We start from the raw sequence: 17,913 nt of genomic DNA, 5'->3' as shown, positions 1-17,913 counted from the left end.
GGCGATGACCGCTGACTCCTCACCCGAAGGGCGCCTGGACCGCGCCCTCGCCAGCCTGCGCGGACTCGCCGTTGGGGATGCGCTCGGCTCGCAGTTCTTCGTGCCGGTGAACTACCCGCTGCTCAAGCGCCGCGAGCTGCCGTCCGGCCCCTGGCAGTGGACGGACGACACCGAGATGGCCTGCTCCGTGGTCGCCGTCCTGGCCGCCCACCGCCGCATCGACCAGGACGCTCTGGCCGGCTCCTTCGCCGAGCACCATGACTTCGACCGTGGCTACGGCCCTGCGGTCAACCGGCTGCTGCGCCTGATCCGGGAGGGCGGGGACTGGCGCGAGCTGTCGGCCGCGCTGTTCAAGGGCCAAGGGTCCTGGGGCAACGGCGCCGCGATGCGGATCGCACCCCTCGGCGCTTGGTACGCGGACGATCCGGAGCAGGCGACCCACCAGGCCGAGATCTCGGCCTATCCCACGCATCAACACCGCGAGGCCGTGGTCGGCGCCATGGCCGTCGCCGCGGCTGCCGCGCTGGCCGCCGCACCCGGCGGGCCGCCGAGCCCCGAGTCTCTTCTCGACGACGTCGTCGCCCTGATCCCGAAGAGCGCGGTCGGAGCGGGCCTGCGTCGCGCCCGGGACATGCTCGACTACGGCGACGCGGGAACCGTCGCGGCCGTCCTGGGCTGCGGACGGCGTACGACGGCCCACGACACCGTGCCCTTCGCGCTCTGGTCGGCCGCACGCTCCCTGGGCGACTACGAGCAGGCCTTCTGGACGACCGCGCAGGTCGGCGGTGATGTCGACACCACATGCGCCATCGTGGGCGGCGTGATCGGCTCCGGGAAGGCCGGGGCGGTGCCGACCGAGTGGGTGGAGCGGACCGAGGCGCTGCCGGGGTGGGTTCCGACGTCGGTGTAGCGGGGCTTTGCTGCCCTGCCGGGGTCACTTCTCACCGGTTACCTCTGCCGTGCCAGGATCCTCGATAACTTTCCGTGCCTGCCGGGAACTCTGTGTGACCGCCGGTGCGTTGTCGTGGCAGTTGGTGTGCGACGGCTGGGGCCGCATGCACAGGTGACCCACGAGGGGCGCAGGGGGTGGAGCCATGGGGTTCATGTCGGTGCAGGGTGTGCTGCTGGTCGCGGCGACCGCCGCGTGGGGTGGACTTCTGCTCGCCCGCGCCATCGCGGGCGGCCCATCATCAGTCGAAGTGAGGGTGGTGCGGATGGCCGGCCGGTCGTTCTCGGCGTCGGTCTCCCGGACTCGATCCGGCCATCCACAGCCCGTCGAGGACCCGGCCGGGTCAGCCGGCCATCGGGCCCGCCGTCCCGGCGAGAGCATTCAAGTCGCTCTTGCGGACCTTGATCACGAACCATGCGGTGACCAGGGCGAGTACGGCCATCGCGGCTGCCGCCACGAAGCCCGTCGAGATGCCCTGGGTGAGCACTTCATGTCCCCATCGGCCGGGAAGCTGGTGCGTCTGGGCGAACTCCGCCTTCTGCTCGGCCGACCCCTCCGCCATGAACTTCGGCAGCTGCTTCTCCGCCTCGTCCCTGCTGGCCGAGCCGAACACCGTCGTGAGGATGGACAGGCCGAGCGAGCCGCCCACCTGCTGCGTGGCGTTGAGAAGCCCGGACGCGGCACCGGCCTCGTGCTGGGCGACTCCGGAGACCGCGGTGATCGTCAGCGTCACGAAGTTCAGCCCCATGCCGAAGCCGAACACCAGCATCGGGCCGAGAACTCCGCCGACGTACGAGCTGTCGGCGCTGATGAGGGTCTGCCAGGCCAGCCCGATCGCCGCGAGTGCCGAGCCCACGAGCATGAACGGCTTGGGCCCGAGCACCGGAAGGAAGCGCTGCGACAGGCCCGCGCCGAGCGCGATCACGACCGTCACGGGCAGGAAGGCGAGACCAGCCTCGATCGGGCTGTACAGCAGTACGTTCTGCACGAAGAGAACGATGTAGAAGAACATCCCGAACATCGCCGCAGCGAGGCTGAGCATGATCACATACGTGCCCGAGCGGTTGCGGTCGGCGAACATCCTGAGCGGGGTGATCGGCTCCTTGGCCCGCGACTCGATGAACGCGAAGGCGAGCAGAAGGACCACCGCGGCGCCGAAGGACCCGATGGTCAGGTTGTCCCGCCAGCCCTCGTCCGCCGCACGGATGAAGCCGTAGACCAGGGACGCCATGCCGACCGTCGAGGTCAGTGCACCCGCTATGTCGAAACGGCCGGTGTGCCGCTCGGACTCGCTGATGTACAGCGGCGTGAGCAGGGCTATGGCGATGCCTATGGGCACGTTGACGAAGAGCACCCATCGCCAGTCGAGCCACTCGGTGAGCATGCCGCCCGTGAGCAGGCCGATGGCGCCACCCCCCGCGGAGACCGCGGCGAAGACACCGAACGCGCGGTTGCGTTCGGGGCCTTCGGGAAACGTGGTGGTGATGAGCGCCAGCGAGGTGGGCGAGGCGATTGCGCCACCCACGCCCTGGAGCACGCGCGCGGCCAGCAACTGCCACGGTTCCTGGGCGAGTCCGCCGAGCAGCGAGGCGAGCGTGAACACCAGGATGCCGGTCATGAAGACCCGGCGGCGCCCCAGGATGTCACCGGCGCGGCCGCCCAGGAGCAGCAGACCGCCGAAGGTGAGCGTGTAGGAGCTGACGACCCAGGTGAGGTCGGTGGTGCTGAACTTGAGCGCGTCTTGAATGTGCGGGAGTGCGATGTTCACAATCGTCGCGTCGAGTACCACCATGAGTTGGCAGGCCGCGATGACGGCGAGCGCGATGCCGGGATGCCCCTCCCGGCGGGCCGCACCTGGCTTTTGATCCTTGATCAACTGAGAGGTTGTCACTATGGGTCCCCCACAAGTGCCGTAGTGAACGCTCGCGTTCACTGTCGCGTCAACCGTAGTGAGTCCCCATTAGTGAACGCAAGCGTTCACTTGCATTGTCGTCGCGCGGCCTGTCCCCTGTAGTTGCCGTGCGGTGGTCCCAAGTCCCCGGAATCCCGCTTCCCTTGTTCGTTGGAGACGCTCAGATGGTTACCTCGCGCTGGACGGCCGCCCCCGCTCAGGCGGCCTCCCTCCGTCGGCGTGGCGCCGTGCTCGAACGCGCGATCCTCGATGCCGCCCTGGAGCAACTCAGCACCGTCGGCTGGAACGGCCTCACCATGGAAGGCGTCGCTGCCGGTGCGCAGACCGGTAAGGCCGCTGTCTATCGCCGCTGGCCGTCCAAGGAGGATCTCGTCGCCGATGCGCTGCGGGCGGGATTGCCGCGCTTCGAGTCGGCCCCCGACCTCGGAAGTGTGCGCGAGGATCTGCTCGAGCTGTGTCGTCAGGCGCGTGAGGCGATGTTCTCCCGTCCTGGATTCGCCCTGCGATCGGTGATTCACGAATGCGACAGTCTCCAGGCTGAGCGCTTCCATGCTGTGATCTTCGAGGGGGTCGTGGAGCCGACGATCAGGTTGCTCCGAGAGGTCATCACCCGTGGAATTGGGCGGGGCGAGGTGCGGGGTGACGCGGCGAACGGCTATGTTTTCGACGCCATTCCGGCGATGATGATGTACCGATCAAAGATGTGCACAAGCGAATGGAATGATCGGGATCTCGAGGAGATGATCGACCAGCTGATGCTTCCCCTGCTCCGGCCGGCAGGCACCTGACGCATCGCTTCATCGCCCTGCGAGTCGCTTCGAAGAACCAGGGTGTCGAAGCGGCTTTCGGGCGGCGTAGGCTTAGGGCGCCATGCCGTACGAACCCCCTACCCACACCGTCGAGCGCTCCCTCCGAGCCACGACCGGAGCGAAGATCATTGCCGGTGTCGACGAGGTGGGGCGCGGTGCGTGGGCCGGCCCCGTCACCGTCTGCGCGGCGGTGACCGGACTGCGCCGGCCTCCCGAGGGCCTCACGGACTCCAAGCTGCTCACCATCAAACGGCGCAACGAGCTCGCCGAGGTGCTGCGGACGTGGGTGACGTCATACGCCCTCGGGCACGCCTCACCGGAGGAGATCGACGAGCGGGGGATGACCGCCGCGCTGCGGCTGGCCGCGGGGCGTGCGTTGGAAGCACTGCCCGTCCGCCCCGACGCCGTGATCCTCGACGGGAAGCACGACTATCTCGGGACTCCCTGGCGGGTCCGCACGGTGATCAAGGGCGACCAGTCATGCGTGGCGGTCGCGGCGGCCTCGGTGATCGCCAAGGTTCAGCGCGACAAAATGATGGCCGAACTGGGTATCGACCATGCAGACTTCGGTTTTGCGGACAACGCCGGGTATCCGTCGCCTGTGCACAAGGCCGCACTGGCGGAGCGGGGACCCACCCCGTACCACCGGTTGTCGTGGGCGTATCTTGATGCGCTGCCCCAGTGGCGGCACCTCAAGAAGGTCCGTGCGTGGGTGGACGTAAGCGTTCCGGAGATCGAGGGACAGCTCGGCTTCGACTTCTGACGATTCCGTTCGCACTCGTGTGCCACCCGCCGACGCGAGCCGTACCAGCGTTTGATAAAAATCAGCTCATGCCTCTCATTCCCGAGGAGCCTCAGATTCACGAGAGTGCCCAGGGTCCCCGCGCCACTCCGGCCGCTGGCCGTACCGCGCCGACCCCTCGCCCCGTACCCGGCCCGCGTCCTGCGGCTCCGTCGCGTCCCGGCCGACCCGGGCCGGTGCGGCCCGCGCCGCCGGTGCAACGTACGCCGCGCGATGCGGCCGTGGCCAAGCCCGGACCGTCGGGCCCCCCTGCTCCTGCCGCCCCCGCTCCGGCGTCGGCGACCCCGCAGATCCAGCTGATCCCGGCCTCCCCCGAAGGCGCGCTCGACGCTGCCGAGGAAGCCGTCGACCTGCTTCTGGACTCGGGTCGCGCCCCGGGCGAGGTGCTGGTGATCACCACCGGCGAACAGCATCCGTGGGCCACTCACGAGCTGTCCTTCGGTGAAACCTCCTACTGGGCTCAGCACGACTCGGGCGACGACGTGTTCTACGCCGACGCCTCCGTCGTGAGCCGCGCCACCGTGCGGCCCGTGGTCGTGGTGGCCGTCAACGGCGGTCCCGACACCGTTGCTGCCGACGCCCTGCCTCTGGCCCTCGGCCGGGCCGGTGCCCTGTTGATCGTCTGCGGTGACCCGCAGCGGATCAACTCGGTGCTGGGCGCGGGCGTCTGATCCGGTTCCGGTTCGTCCGGGGGACATTCCGCGGGACAGCGGGGGGACGGGGCGCCGCTGAGGCGGCGTCTCTGCACGGTGAGGCGTTCGGCATGCGCGGACGAGTGTGGGCGCACGAGCGGAGAGTTCGCCGTTTGCAGGCCTCGTCGGTTCGGGCCGCGATTCCCATGCGCGAGGGATGTTCGGAGGGAGCGTGGCGGCGCCGGCCAGTTGGGGCCGTCGTACCTCGCCGTCGTATTGCCTGCGCCCGTACGGCGCGAGTGTGGCTTCGGTCGAGATTCTCCGGTTGTGCGGTCAGTGGGTGTTCGCGCCGTCAGCGGACGGCTGTGCTCTCAGCGAGCAGCCGCGCGCCGCAGAACCTCTGAGGCCGCGCCGCCGGTGCGTGGCAGGGGCACGGGTGACTCGGACGTCGCGAAGGGCTCCGGTGACGAGTCGACGTTGGGCCGGCGGCCGCCGCGACCCTCGCCGAGGACCTGCCAGCCGTCGCTGGTCAGCGTTATGTAGGCGCCGCAGCGCAGGCCGTGCAGGGTGCAGGCGTCACGCAGGCCCCACATCCAGGCGCCGTCCTCCTCCGTCCAACGGGCATCGCCGTCACGGCAGTAGAGCAGCACGGCGGTGCGCACGGGAGTGCGGCGCCGCAGGTCGTGCGGGATGACTCGGCGCAACTGGGCGAGCAGCGCGTTGCGGAACATCCAACCGTCGGCCGGAGCCGGTCGGCGGGTGAACGAGGCACTCGCGCACAGCCGTTCCTCCGAGTCGAGCACCGCGACGATCGCGGTCGCCGGCCTGGGACGGTGCCGTGAGTGGAGACCGCTGACGACCTCGCGAGGATTGCGCAGCAGCGGGATACCGGCCGCCGCCCACTCCGCGGGTTCGAGCATGCGGGCCAGGGGGTTGACGGATGCGGCGGACAGGTCGGCTGACGTCGACATGGACGCCGCGGAGGACGGAGCGAATCCGAAGGTCACGGTCCTCCCTTCGGCTACGCGCCCACACTGCGGGCGAGGTCGGATTCGGGGGCGCGCACACCGCAGCAGAGCCCTTCCGGATCACGGACGAGCCGCGCGGGGAGCGGACTCCAATTCTTCCTGTCGAACCTGGATGCGGCAACGAGCAATTGGGGCCACCGACCGATATCTGCTGGTGCGCGGGTTATATCCCTACCCAGTGCATGACTTTGGGATGCGTGGGGCGACCCTGCACAACCAGGTCCTACGTCTTGAAGCGGACGCACGTCCAGGGCTGCGGTGGAATCGCGTGCCGCACTCCGTGCCGGTCGCGATCAGCCCTGCATGGCCAGAACCAAAGGCATCACCCCCTGTGCCCCGGCCCGGCGGAGCATGCGCGCCGCGACGGCGAGAGTCCAGCCGGTCTCGGTGAAGTCGTCGACCAGCAGTACGGGCCCCTGGGCCTCGGCGAGAGCAGAGGCGAGGGCGGGTGGTACGACCAGCGCGCCGTCGAGCACCTTCAGCCGCTGCGCACTGTTGCTACGGGAGGCCGGGGCCGCCTCCTCGGTGTAGTCCAGGGAACCCAGCAACGGGAGTCTGCCGATCTCCGCGATGCGCGCGCTCAGCGAGTTGATCAGCTGCGGCCGGGTGCGGGAAGCGATCGTGACCACGCCGACCGGGCGCGGTGGAGCGTCCTGCGCCCCGGAGGCCCAGCCGCCGGGGCCCTTGGCCCAGTCGACCAGGACACCCACGACCGCGTTCGCCACGTCGTCGGGCACGGGGCCGTCCGGGGCGTGGGGCGCGAGCATCGGTCGCAGCCGGTTGCCCCAGCCGATGTCGGACAGGCGTCCCAATGCCCTGCCCGGCGCAGCCTGTTCGCCGGCGGCGATGCGTCCCTTGAGGTCGACGCCGATCGCCGGAAGACCGGTCGGCCACATGCGGCGCGGCTCCACCTCGACCCCCGCCCGGCCCAGGTCGTCGCGCGCGGCGTCCAGCGCGGTCGTGGATGTGTCGGCGGTGAAGCGGGCGCCCGCGCAGTTGTCGCAGCGACCGCAGGGCTTGGCCTCCTCGTCGTCGAGCTGACGCTGGAGGAACTCCATCCGGCAGGCCGTCGTCGAGGCGTAGTCGCGCATCGCCTGCTGCTCGGTCCTGCGCTGCCGAGCAACCCAGTCGTACCGCTCGGCCTCGTAGGCCCATGGCTGCCCGGTGGCGATCCAGCCGCCCTTGACCCGCCGTACGGCCCCGTCCACGTCCAGGACCTTGAGCATGGTCTCCAGCCGAGACCGGCGCAGCTCGACCAGGGGTTCCAGGGCGGGCAGCGACAGGGCTCTGTCCGACCGTGCGAGGACGTCGAGGGTGCGGCGCACCAGGTCCTCCGAGGGGAAGGCGAGTGAGGCGAAGTACTGCCAGATCGCCTCGTCCTCCTGTCCGGGAAGGAGGAGCACCTCGGCGTGCTCGACGCCGCGTCCGGCGCGACCGACCTGCTGGTAATAGGCGATGGGCGAGGAGGGCGAACCGAGATGCACCACAAAGCCGAGGTCGGGCTTGTCGAAGCCCATGCCGAGCGCTGAGGTGGCCACCAGGGCCTTGACCCTGTTGCCGAGCAGGTCGTCCTCGGCCTGCCGACGGTCGGCGTTCTCCGTCTTGCCGGTATAGGAAGCGACTGTGTGTCCGCGCTGTCGCAGGAAGGCAGTGACCTCCTCGGCGGCGGCCACCGTGAGCGTGTAGATGATCCCCGAGCCCGGCAGGTCGTCGAGGTGGTCGGCGAGCCAGGCCATCCGGTGCGCTGCGTCCGGCAGACGCAGGACGCTCAGGCTCAGGCTGTCCCGGTCCAGTGGACCGCGCAGCACCAGGGCGTCGGAGCTGCCACCCGTGCCGAGCTGTTCGGCGACGTCGGCGGTCACGCGCGCGTTGGCGGTGGCGGTGGTCGCCAGCACGGGCACTCCGGGCGGGAGATCGGAGAGCATCGTGCGCAGCCTCCGGTAGTCCGGCCGGAAGTCATGGCCCCAGTCCGAGATGCAATGCGCCTCGTCCACCACGAGAAGGCCGGTCGCCGCGGCCAGCTTGGGCAGCACCTGGTCGCGGAAGTCGGGGTTGTTGAGGCGCTCGGGTGAGACGAGGAGCACGTCGACTTCGCCGGAAGCGATCTCGCTCTGAATCGTGTCCCACTCCTCGGTGTTGGAGGAGTTGATGGTCCGCGCATGAATGCCGGCCCGGGCGGCGGCATCGACCTGGTTGCGCATGAGCGCGAGCAGCGGGGAGACGATCACGGTGGGGCCGCTGCCACGGGACCGCAGCAGGGACGTGGCCACGAAGTAGACCGCGGACTTGCCCCACCCCGTGCGCTGCACGACGAGGGCGCGGCGTCTGTCGGCGACCAGTGCCTCGATCGCCCGCCACTGGTCCTCGCGCAGCCGGGCCGTGCCCGTGGTGTCCCCGACGAGGCGGGCGAGGACCGCGTCGGCCGCCGCCCGGAGATCCGCGTTGCTCGTGTGCTCCATGGGTTCCATACAACAGGACGGGACTGACAGACGGGGGGCGAGCGGGGCGGGGCGGCGGCTCGGCGGGCGTGGTGGAGGGGTGGGCGACAACGGTGGTGGGATGGATGAGAGGCTGCTGCCCCCCGCGCACCGGGGTTGTCGTGTCCCTGGTCGGAGTTATCCACAGGCCAAAGCGGAGTCTGGCAATCCGCGAGATCGTCGGCGCATGACGAACCACAGCGGCACGACTGGATCTTCTGACAACGACGGCACCTCGGGCGAGGAGCAGCACCGCGCCCCCGGAGCCACTGACCCGAACGCGGCCCGTGATGTGCACGATGTGCGGCGCGGACAGGGTGGGCACGGCGGGCATCGTGGGCATGGGCATGGCGGGCATGACGAAGTCCGAGGACGCTCGCGCCCAGTAGACCCCCTCGACTGCACGCCGTACGAAGCGCACCTCCCCGAGCAGCAGGTCACCTTGCGCTCCCCGGCCGAACTGGCCGACGCCCTGCCGTACCTCCTCGGATACCGCGTCGAGGAGAGCATCGTGCTGGTCGCGCTGCACGACAAGGACGGCCGTGGCCGCTTCGGTGGCCGGGCACGGCTTGGCATTCCCGCGAGCGCCGACGACTGGGACGCCGCGGCCGGACAACTGGCCCACGGACTGGTGACGGGCAGCGAGCGCAGGGGAGCGCGGCCGGAGCAGATGGTCGCGTTCCTCTGCCAGGAACCGGCGAAGGGCGAGACAGGCCGGCAGGTCATGGAACGACTGCGACCGCTGGCCCAGAAGATGCGCGTCGCGTGCGGGAGCCTGGACGTGCCGGTGATCGAGGCCTTGTGCATCTCGGACGGCCGATTCTGGTCCTACTGCTGCGACAGGACGGAGTGCTGTCCGTCCGAGGGCCGACCGATGGGCCTGCCCGGTACGTCGGTGCTGGCGGCCGCGGCCGCCTATGCCGGAGTTCAGGTGCGCGGCACCCTGCGCGAGTTGCGGGCCAGGCTGCTGCCCTGGGAGACCAGCGCCGCCCTGGAACAGGAGACCGCGCTGGACACCGCCGGGGCCGAGCTGGTCGCCAGGATCATCGACGATGCGACCCGCCCGGGCGTGGCGGAGGAGACTCTGGAGCTCGCCGAGCGGCTCAAGAGCCGGTTCGCCGAGGCCCCGCCCATGTCAGGCACCCTGACCGCGGATCTGCGTGACGACCAACTGCTCGACCACAACGAAGCGGCGAGGCTCATTCTGGGCCTGCAGGACCGTGCGATGCGCGACCGAGTGGCCGAGTGGATGGAGGGCGACGAGGCCGGCCCCGCCCTACGGCTCTGGCGAGCACTGGCCCGCCGCTGCGTCGGACCGTACCGCGAGCATGCTGCGGCGCCGCTCACTCTGGCCGGCTGGGTGGCCTGGTCGAGCGGCGATGAGCTGGAGGCCCGCGAGGCCCTCGCCATGGCCCTCAGCGCCGACTCCGACTACCTCTTCGCCCGTCTGCTGCATCAGGCCTGCAATGAGGGCCTGGACCCAGAGTCGATCCGGCGCTGCCTGCGCACCGAACGAACTGGGCGGGAGCGGACGGATGCGGGGCGTCGGGACAAGCCGGAGCCGGGGGAGGTCGGGGAGCCGGAGCCGGGGGAGGTCGGGGAGCCGGAGCCGGAGGAGGTCAGGGAGCTGGAGCGGCGTGATGTGGTGGAACCCGCCACCATCGCGCCGACGCCAGGTGCGGATGATCCTCGCGGTTCTCGGCCCCCAGTGGGTTCGGTCGGCAGCCCTTCTCGGTCCACAAGGGCCGCCGGGCGAGGGCGGGGGTCGATCCGTCCTCGTACGCCTTCGGTTGCACGTCCAGGGTCCGAGCGGCCGGGCGGCACCGCACCGCGCGTGTTGAGGAGCGCGGCTTCGCGTGGTGCGAAGAGCACGGCGCCGCGCACCTCGAAGAGGGGAGCCGCGCGTCGGGGGGAGTCTCTTCCCGATAGCGGGCGTGCCGGAACCGCGTGTGGGGACGGGGACGAGTGAGGCGTCGCGGGCAGCGCGTTGAGCAGGGCCGCCTTGAAGGGTGTCGCCTTGCTGGCGACGGTCCTGCCCACCGGCTTGCTCGAGGCCGGGGAGGTGACGGCAGCCGCCGGGCGAGGTGCGCTTGCCACGCCTGCGGTCGTGGAGTCCGTGATCCACGCCGCGACGATCGGCTTCGCGAGCCTGGTGGCCCCAGCCAACAGCGTGAATGGACCGCCGACCTGCGCCTCAGCACCCCGCAGCACCTCGTCCCACCCGACGATTCCGATGAACGAGGTGGGGCGTCGGCCGGGCTACCGCCAGACGGGCGTGACCTGGAGGGATCTCCCCCCGTTCACCTGAGTGGCGGTACGCCTGGACCGGCAGCGCCGTCGCACCGCCCCTGTCACTCCGGATCCCCCAGCCGGCGCCGCACTCGCCCGTGGTGCGATGAGCGCAGAGGAAGCCGCCCTATGTCACAGCCGACTCCGATCTCCCCGGCCGCCGATGATCGTTCGACAACCGGTGGGCCGGTGCCCTCCCAGAGGCAGGACGTGGGGCCGCGCCCGGCCGAGGGGCGCGCGGGTCGGCACGTTGCCGCAATTCCGAACGACGCTGCCCGAAGCACTGACCGGTTACCGCGTCCTGCCCGGTGGCCCACGGCAGGCCAGGGCGGTGGCCCGGAGGCTCAGGTACGGGAGGCCAAGCTCCTCCACCAGCCCACAAGGCCGAGCCCGAGCTTCCCGCCCTCGTCTCCGCCCCAACGCCTGCCCTCATCCGCGCCCCAACGCCCGCCTGCCTCCTTGCCCCAAGCCCAGCCGCTGCCCGTCCAGCCACCAACCGCAGGCCGTTCCGCCGCCCTGCCCTCCACCCACGACGCCTTGATCTGCGTGGCCCTGCCAGGCCTCGCAATCTCCACGGACCAAGGCCAGTTGACCGGCCGGGGACTCGACGGGTTCTACCGCGCGGGCCGACGCGTACTCTCGCGCTGTCAGATCCGCGTCGCTGGACGTGAGCCGCTCGCCGTCCAGGCTCGGATGACCGCCGCTGACCGCGTCCGCTTCGTCGGCACTCTACGCAGCTCTCCGCAGGCCGGCCCGGATCCGGACGTCGTCGTCGAGCGCACCCGTCATGCCGACGGCACGGAGCGGATCACGCTGCGCAGTGCGGCCGTCCGCGCCCTACGGCTGCCGATCGAGATCGCTCTGGCCACGGATCTCGCCGACCTCGGTGCCATCGCGTGCGGCGACTCGGGACCCGAACTCCCGGCCAGCGTCCACGACTCCGGCCTGCGCTGGTCGTCCGCCAAGGGGAACTCGGTGGTCACGGCCGACCCGCCGCCCTCCGACGCGCTGGCGTCCGCAGGTCTGCTGCGCTGGGAGTTCGAACTGCCCCCGGGAGGCAGCGCGAGCATCGAGCTGCGAGTGCGACCGGACGGAGCCGGACCTGTCCGCGCCGTGGGCCGGGCCGCGACCAGCCCACTCGCGCCCACACAGGCGGCCGGGGACGATCCCAGGGTGGCGGCGTTGCTGCGCACGAGCATCGACGATCTCCAGGCCCTCCTGTTGCGAGACCCCGCCCACCCCACCGACACCTACCTGGCGGCCGGGGTTCCCTGGCGGTGCGGCCTGGCTCCGGCCGAGGCGCTCGCCGCGGCCCGGATGACCCTGCCCCTAGGTACCCGCCTCGCCGTAGGCACGTTGCGAACTCTCGCTCGCACGCAACTCCTGGGCCAGGGACCTCAGTTCGGCATGATCCCTGGGCCGAGACGGGACGCGGGCCCGCGTCTCCCGCCGGGCTGTACGGGCACGGAGGCCACGCTGCTCTTCCCCGCGCTGCTCGCGGAGGCCCGACGCTGGGGGATGCCCGATACCGAGACCGAGGAACTCCTCCCAGCGGCCGAGCGGTGCCTGACCTGGCTGCGGACCACTGTGGGAGGCGGTACCTATCTGCCCGACCCACAACCCGGCGGCCCTGTCCGTTGCGAGACCCAGGCCCACGCCCATCGTGCGGCACTGCTCGGCGCCGATCTGCTCGACGCCTGCGGCAGACCGGGCGGTGGTGAGCTGCGGCACTGGGCGGGGGCACTGCGGACGGTGTTCCGGGCCGACTTCTGGATCGACGACCTGAGCGGCGGCAGACCCGCGGCTGCCCGTGTCCCGGACGGACGCCCCGTGCCGTTCCTGGGCGCTGCTGCCGCCCATCTGCTCGACACCGGCCTGCTGGGCGAAGGAGAAAGGGCCCCCGGCCTGCTCGACAAGGTGCAGACCGAGCAGCTCGCCCGGCTGCTCGGCGGTCCGGCCATGGACTCGGGCTGGGGCCTGCGTGGACTGAGCGTGAAGGAGACGGGACACAACCCGTTCGGTCACCGAAGTGGCGCTGTGAGGGTCCACGAGACGGCGGTTGCCGTCGCCGGCCTCGCCGCGGCCGACTACGAGAAGGAGGCGAGCGCACTGCTGCGGGGGCTACTGGCGGCTGCTGAGGAGTTCGGGCACCGGCTGCCCGACATGTACGCGGGGGAGCGGCGCACCGAAGGGAGCGTTCCCCTACCGCATCCGGCGGCCTGCCGTCCCGCGGCCACGGCGGCGGCAGCCGGGGTGCAGCTGCTGACGACCCTCGCCGGCCTACGCCCGGACGCCCCGGCAAGGACGGTCACGCTGCGGCCCATGCGCAGTGCGCCGCTCGGTGAGATCGCCCTGACGGGGCTTCGGGTCGCCGGCGCACCATTCTCCGTACGGGTCAGTCGGCTCGGTCTCGCCATGGTCGAGGAGGCCGCCGACGGGCTGCAACTGCGAACGTGATCCATGCGGCAGCGGGCGCGACCTCGCAGCGGGCATAACCCCCCACGACGCCGACAGTGACGGCAACGACGGCGAGCATGCCCACCACAACAGCGGCGTGTCCCCCGGCGGCGCCGACCGTGCCCACAACCACGACGAGCATGCTCACCACAACAGCGGGCGTGACCCCATGCGACGCCGGGCGTGACCCCACACGAACGCGCCCCTGACCGCTGCGCCCGGCGAGCATGCGTCCCCACCACAGCGGGTCTGACCTCGTACAACCCCACTTACAACCTCGTACGCCGCAAGAGCCGACACCACACGCCACAAGACCCCAGGACCCATACCCGACCGGATTGGATCAACCATCGACCGGCTCGACGAACGGAGTGTTTATCGTCAGGCAGACGACTATGATCGCCGCATGCCCTACGACCCGTCAGCGTTTCCGCCCTTTGCCGTCACCGTGGACCTGGTCGTGCTGACCGTGCGTCGCCATGCCTTGTGCGCGTTGGCGGTGCGCAGGGGTGAACCGCCGTTCCAGGGGCGCTGGGCGCTGCCTGGGGGGTTCGTGCGGGCGGACGAGGACCTGTCGCAGGCCGCCGCGCGCGAACTGGCGGAGGAGACCGGACTGCGCGCCCACGACCCTGCCGTACCGGCACAGGACAACGGGGCGCATCTGGAGCAGCTCGCGACGTACGGCGACCCCAAGCGGGATCCGCGGATGCGGGTGGTCAGCGTTGCACACCTGGCGCTTGCCCCGGACCTGCCGGCGCCGCGCGCGGGCGGCGACGCCAGCAACGCCCGCTGGGCGCCGGTCGACGAGCTGTTGCAGCAGGGCGGTTACGGCCGCGACGGCGAACCGGTCGCGCCGCTCGCGTTCGACCATGCGCAGATCCTGGCCGACGGTGTGGAGCGGGCCCGTTCGAAGATCGAGTACTCGTCGCTGGCCACGGCGTTCTGCCCCACCGAGTTCACCGTCGGGGAGCTGCGCCGGGTGTACGAGGCGGTGTGGGGTGTGGCGCTGGACCCCCGCAACTTCCACCGCAAGGTGACGGGCACGCCCGGTTTCCTGGTTCCCACCGGCGGAACCACCACCCGTCAGGGCGGTCGCCCCGCCCAACTCTTCCGGGCCGGTGGAGCCACGCTGCTCAACCCCCCGATGCTGCGACCCGAGGTCTGACGAGGAAGCCAGGGGCACACCACAGTCACGGGAACCAGGGGCGCACGAGGGCGGAAGAGCCAGGGGCGCGCCGCCACTCCGGATGCCCTCCGACGCGCCCAAGTTCCTGCCCCGCTACGAACTGGTACCCGACCGGCCCGAATGTCCCCAGCGCAGCACGCCTTGCCCTCCCCGAAAAAACGGACATAGCGCGCTATCTTGCTGCGGGTGATCGAGGCGATCGGACTGACCAGCAACCCTCGCAAGGAGCTTCCCCCCGCCGTCGACGACGTTTCCTTCGAGGCGCGCGCGGGCCATGTCACCGCGCTGCTCGGAGCGTCGGGCGCGGGCAAGACGACGGCGCTCAGACTCATGCTCGAACTCCAACAGGGCCGTGGGATCACCTTCTTCAGAGGCCGTCCCCTGCGCCGCATCGCTCATCCGTCACGCGAGGTCGGCGTGCTGCTGGGCGATGTACCCGGGCATCCGGCACGCACGGTGCGCGGTCATCTGCGGATGCTGTGTGCCGCCGCGGGAGTTCCGGCCCGGCGCGCCGACGAGGTCCTGGAGGTGGTCGGCCTCGTCAGTCTGCGTGACGAGCGCCTGGGCAGCCTCTCGCGAGGCATGGACCGCCGCTTCGGTCTGGCCTGCGCGCTGCTGGCCGATCCGCACACCCTGGTGCTCGACGGTCCCGCGGACGGGCTCACGACCCGAGAGCGCCGCTGGCTGCACGGCGCGCTGCGCGCGCACGCGGCCCAGGGCGGCACGGTCCTGCTGACCACGGCCGACCCCAAGGAAGCCGCGCGCACCGCCGACCGGGTCGTCACGCTGGAGCGGGGCACGCTCGTCGCCGACCAGGACGCCGCCGACTTCGCACGCACCCGGCTGCGCCCACGCGTCGCCGTCCGCACCCCGCACGCCTCGCGCCTCGCCGCCCTGCTCACCAAGGACGCGCGTGCCGCGCACCGCTCCGTCGAGGTCATCCGCGAGAACGGCAACCGGATCTCGGTGTACGGCAGTACCTGCGCCGCCGTCGGCGAGATCGCGTTCCGCCACGGCATTCTCGTGCACCAACTCGCGGATGAGATCGGAGACATGGGGCCCGACACCGGCTCGCCCGAACTCCTGGCCGACGATGCGCCGGAGGTGGCGTACCGCAACGGGGGAGCAGCCGGCGATCGCAGGCGTCGGGCCGATACCGCACCGATGGAGGGCGAGGAGCAGGTCGGGGCAGGCGAGCTCGTGGCGGCGTCCGAGGCGTCGCAGGCCGCCCTCGGAGGGCAGGCCGGGGACACTGCGCACGACGAGTCCCCGGAGGGCTCACAGGGCGGCGTGGATGGGTCTTCGTCGAAGACCGCCGGTGCCCGTTCGTCCGCCTCTCGCCTCGACGCCCTCCCCGATCTCCCGCCCCCCATCTCCGTCCGCCCCGCCCCCAGCCCCCTCCGCCCCCTCCGGTACGAGCTGCGGCGCGCGGTCGGTGTCGGCACGGGGTTCGTCACCGCGGCCGTCGTGCTCGTGGTGTCCGCCCTCATGGCCGTCATGCTGGCCCGCATCGGACACACGCCACACGCGCGCCTGCTGGTCGCGTGGCCGCGGGAGCTTCCGCTGCCGCCCGCGGCGCTCGGGGCCGGGCTGCTCGGCGCGATCGCGTTCGGCGACGAATTCCGCCACCCCGCCCTGGCGGCGGATCGCGGCACCGTCCCCCGTCGGCTGGGGCTGCTGGCCGCGAAACTCCTGGTCGCCTCCGCCACCGCCCTGGCGCTGGCCGTGCTCACCCTGGGCTGCGACATCGAGGTGCTCTACCTCGTCTACGGACGGGAGCTCGCGGAAGTTCCCACCGACTGGCTTTCGCTGAGCGCGAGTTGGATCGGGCTCGTGGTCGGCTGCGCGTGGGCCGGAGTGCTCGCCGCCGGGCTGTTCCGGTCCACCACGGCCGGGCTCGCCGCGGTGGTCACGGTGCCCATCGTCGTCGTACCCCTCGTCCAGAAGGTCCTGGAAGGGCCGTCCGTGCGGACGGCGGCCGGATTTCCGCTGCGGCTGCGGGAGCTGCTCCTGTCGCAGTGGCCGTTCGGGGGGGAGCGATATCTGGCGGCCGTGGCCCGCGTGATCGGTCAACCCGTCGGCGGCGCACTGACGTTGTCGCTCACCGCGCTGCTCTGCGCCTATCTCTTCACGATCCTGAGGAGCAGGGTCCGATGACGACCGTCCCTGCCGTTCTCGGTTCTGTCGTGCTCACAACTCCCCCGAGAAAGCCCATTTCTTTCCGATAAGGCGTCAATTGCGACGGGGTGAGCGATCACCCTTTCGTGTGCTTTTCACCAAAGACCTCAAGGGAGTTGGAGACGGCGCCGACAAAGGATCCGTGAGTACCCTTGCGCACACCATGATGACCGCCGCCCGCGCCGCCGACTCCGGACTCGCCGGCCCGGGCGATCTCGACCGCTACCCCTACGCCGAGGCCCCCATCGCCGACCGCGTCGGATCCCCCGCCTGGGAGGGCGCGGATCCGGAACTGGGCCGGGTCGGCCGGCGAGCCGCGGGCAGCCGCGGACGCGGGCTGCACGGCCAACTCGTCCAACAGCTCGGCCAGATGATCGTCTCCGGCGACCTGGGCGCCGACCGCCCGCTGGTGCCCGAGGAGATCGGCCAGCGTTTCGAGGTCTCCCGCACGGTCGTCCGTGAGTCGCTGCGCGTCCTGGAGGCCAAGGGCCTGGTCAGCGCCCGCCCGAACGTCGGCACGCGCGTGCGCCCCGTCAGTGACTGGAACCTCCTCGATCCGGACATCATCGAGTGGCGGGCCTACGGGCCGCAGCGCGACGACCAGCGCCGCGAGCTGAGCGAGCTCCGCTGGACGATCGAGCCGCTCGCCGCCCGCCTTGCCGCCGGGCACGGGCGCGACGAGGTCCAGCAGCGGCTCGGCGACATGGTCGAGATCATGAACCACGCGATGGGCCAGGGCGACGTCCTCACCTTCTCCCGTGCCGACGCCGAGTTCCACTCGCTGCTCATCCAGGTCGCCGGCAACCGCATGCTGGAGCACCTTTCGGGGATCGTGACGGCCGCTCTCCAGGTCTCCGGCGGTCCGGTGACCGGCTGTGACCGGCCGAACGAGACGTCGCTGGCGCACCACAGCAGGATCGTCGACGCCCTCGCCGCCGGCGACGGCGCGGCGGCCGAGTCGGCCATGCGCCAGCTGCTCACCGTCCATCCCGAGGTCGAGCGAGTGGTGCCCGCGCCCCGCGAGCACTGACCGCGCACCAGGGTGGCGCGGCCCGGAACGCCTCCCCCTCCTGTGGCGCTCCAGGCCTGCGCACCCCCTCCCGTCGGGACAAAGAGGAGCCTCCACGAACTCCCGCGTGCCCAAGAGTGGGGAAGAGGGGGGATCACCCCCTGACGACTGACCCCCGACACCAG

At 71.1% G+C, this 17,913-nt stretch carries 12 protein-coding genes; 9 read left to right on the top strand and 3 right to left on the bottom strand.

Annotated elements, in window-relative coordinates:
* Positions 1-4: 4 nt before the first annotated feature.
* Positions 5-910 carry an ADP-ribosylglycohydrolase family protein gene (locus tag ACFQ6S_RS16230; RefSeq protein WP_383409017.1) on the top strand — a complete coding sequence of 302 codons (906 nt, stop codon included), beginning with the start codon at positions 5-7 and terminating at the stop codon, positions 908-910.
* A gap of 382 nt (positions 911-1,292) precedes the next feature.
* Here the strand turns inward: ACFQ6S_RS16230 and ACFQ6S_RS16225 are convergent, their stop codons facing one another.
* A complete protein-coding gene (locus tag ACFQ6S_RS16225) occupies positions 1,293-2,840 on the bottom strand; it encodes an MFS transporter (RefSeq protein WP_383409014.1) in 1,548 nt (515 codons plus the stop codon).
* 185 nt (positions 2,841-3,025) lie between these two features.
* Between ACFQ6S_RS16225 and ACFQ6S_RS16220 the strand changes: the two genes are divergently transcribed.
* From ACFQ6S_RS16220 to ACFQ6S_RS16210, 3 genes are all read left to right on the top strand, one after another.
* Positions 3,026-3,649, top strand: a complete 624-nt coding sequence (locus ACFQ6S_RS16220; protein ID WP_383409011.1) for a TetR/AcrR family transcriptional regulator — start codon at positions 3,026-3,028, stop codon at positions 3,647-3,649.
* Between the two features lie 82 nt (positions 3,650-3,731).
* Complete coding sequence (locus ACFQ6S_RS16215; RefSeq protein WP_383409008.1) at positions 3,732-4,433, top strand: ribonuclease HII; 702 nt, start codon at positions 3,732-3,734, stop codon at positions 4,431-4,433.
* A gap of 68 nt (positions 4,434-4,501) precedes the next feature.
* A complete protein-coding gene (locus tag ACFQ6S_RS16210; RefSeq protein WP_383409005.1) occupies positions 4,502-5,143 on the top strand; it encodes a hypothetical protein in 642 nt (213 codons plus the stop codon).
* 332 nt (positions 5,144-5,475) lie between these two features.
* Here the strand turns inward: ACFQ6S_RS16210 and ACFQ6S_RS16205 are convergent, their stop codons facing one another.
* Positions 5,476-6,111: a hypothetical protein gene (locus ACFQ6S_RS16205; RefSeq protein ID WP_383409002.1), complete on the bottom strand. Its 636-nt coding sequence runs from the start codon at positions 6,109-6,111 to the stop codon at positions 5,476-5,478.
* A 314-nt stretch (positions 6,112-6,425) separates the two neighbouring features.
* On the bottom strand, positions 6,426-8,591 hold the full coding sequence (locus ACFQ6S_RS16200) for a RecQ family ATP-dependent DNA helicase (RefSeq protein ID WP_383408999.1): 2,166 nt from the start codon (positions 8,589-8,591) through the stop codon (positions 6,426-6,428).
* A 205-nt stretch (positions 8,592-8,796) separates the two neighbouring features.
* On the opposite strand from ACFQ6S_RS16200, the gene ACFQ6S_RS16195 reads away from it, so the two are divergent.
* The 5 genes from ACFQ6S_RS16195 to ACFQ6S_RS16175 all read left to right on the top strand — a co-directional run bounded on the left by ACFQ6S_RS16195 (position 8,797) and on the right by ACFQ6S_RS16175 (position 17,749).
* Positions 8,797-10,578: a DUF4192 domain-containing protein gene (locus tag ACFQ6S_RS16195; protein WP_383408997.1), complete on the top strand. Its 1,782-nt coding sequence runs from the start codon at positions 8,797-8,799 to the stop codon at positions 10,576-10,578.
* A gap of 860 nt (positions 10,579-11,438) precedes the next feature.
* On the top strand, positions 11,439-13,355 hold the full coding sequence (locus tag ACFQ6S_RS16190; RefSeq protein ID WP_383409299.1) for a glycogen debranching N-terminal domain-containing protein: 1,917 nt from the start codon (positions 11,439-11,441) through the stop codon (positions 13,353-13,355).
* A 406-nt stretch (positions 13,356-13,761) separates the two neighbouring features.
* The gene (locus ACFQ6S_RS16185) at positions 13,762-14,520 is read left to right on the top strand and encodes an NUDIX hydrolase (protein ID WP_274244220.1); all 759 of its coding nucleotides are present in this window, start codon (positions 13,762-13,764) and stop codon (positions 14,518-14,520) included.
* Between the two features lie 207 nt (positions 14,521-14,727).
* Positions 14,728-16,698: an ATP-binding cassette domain-containing protein gene (locus ACFQ6S_RS16180; RefSeq protein WP_383408994.1), complete on the top strand. Its 1,971-nt coding sequence runs from the start codon at positions 14,728-14,730 to the stop codon at positions 16,696-16,698.
* Between the two features lie 163 nt (positions 16,699-16,861).
* A complete protein-coding gene (locus ACFQ6S_RS16175) occupies positions 16,862-17,749 on the top strand; it encodes a FadR/GntR family transcriptional regulator (RefSeq protein WP_383408991.1) in 888 nt (295 codons plus the stop codon).
* Positions 17,750-17,913: the final 164 nt, after the last annotated feature.

Source organism: Streptomyces sp. NPDC056479 (assembly GCF_042795335.1).
In the GTDB taxonomy this organism is placed as follows: Bacteria; Actinomycetota; Actinomycetes; order Streptomycetales; family Streptomycetaceae; genus Streptomyces.
The sequence above is the reverse complement of the archived record's forward strand: the minus strand, read 5'-3'. Positions and strand labels throughout refer to the sequence as shown.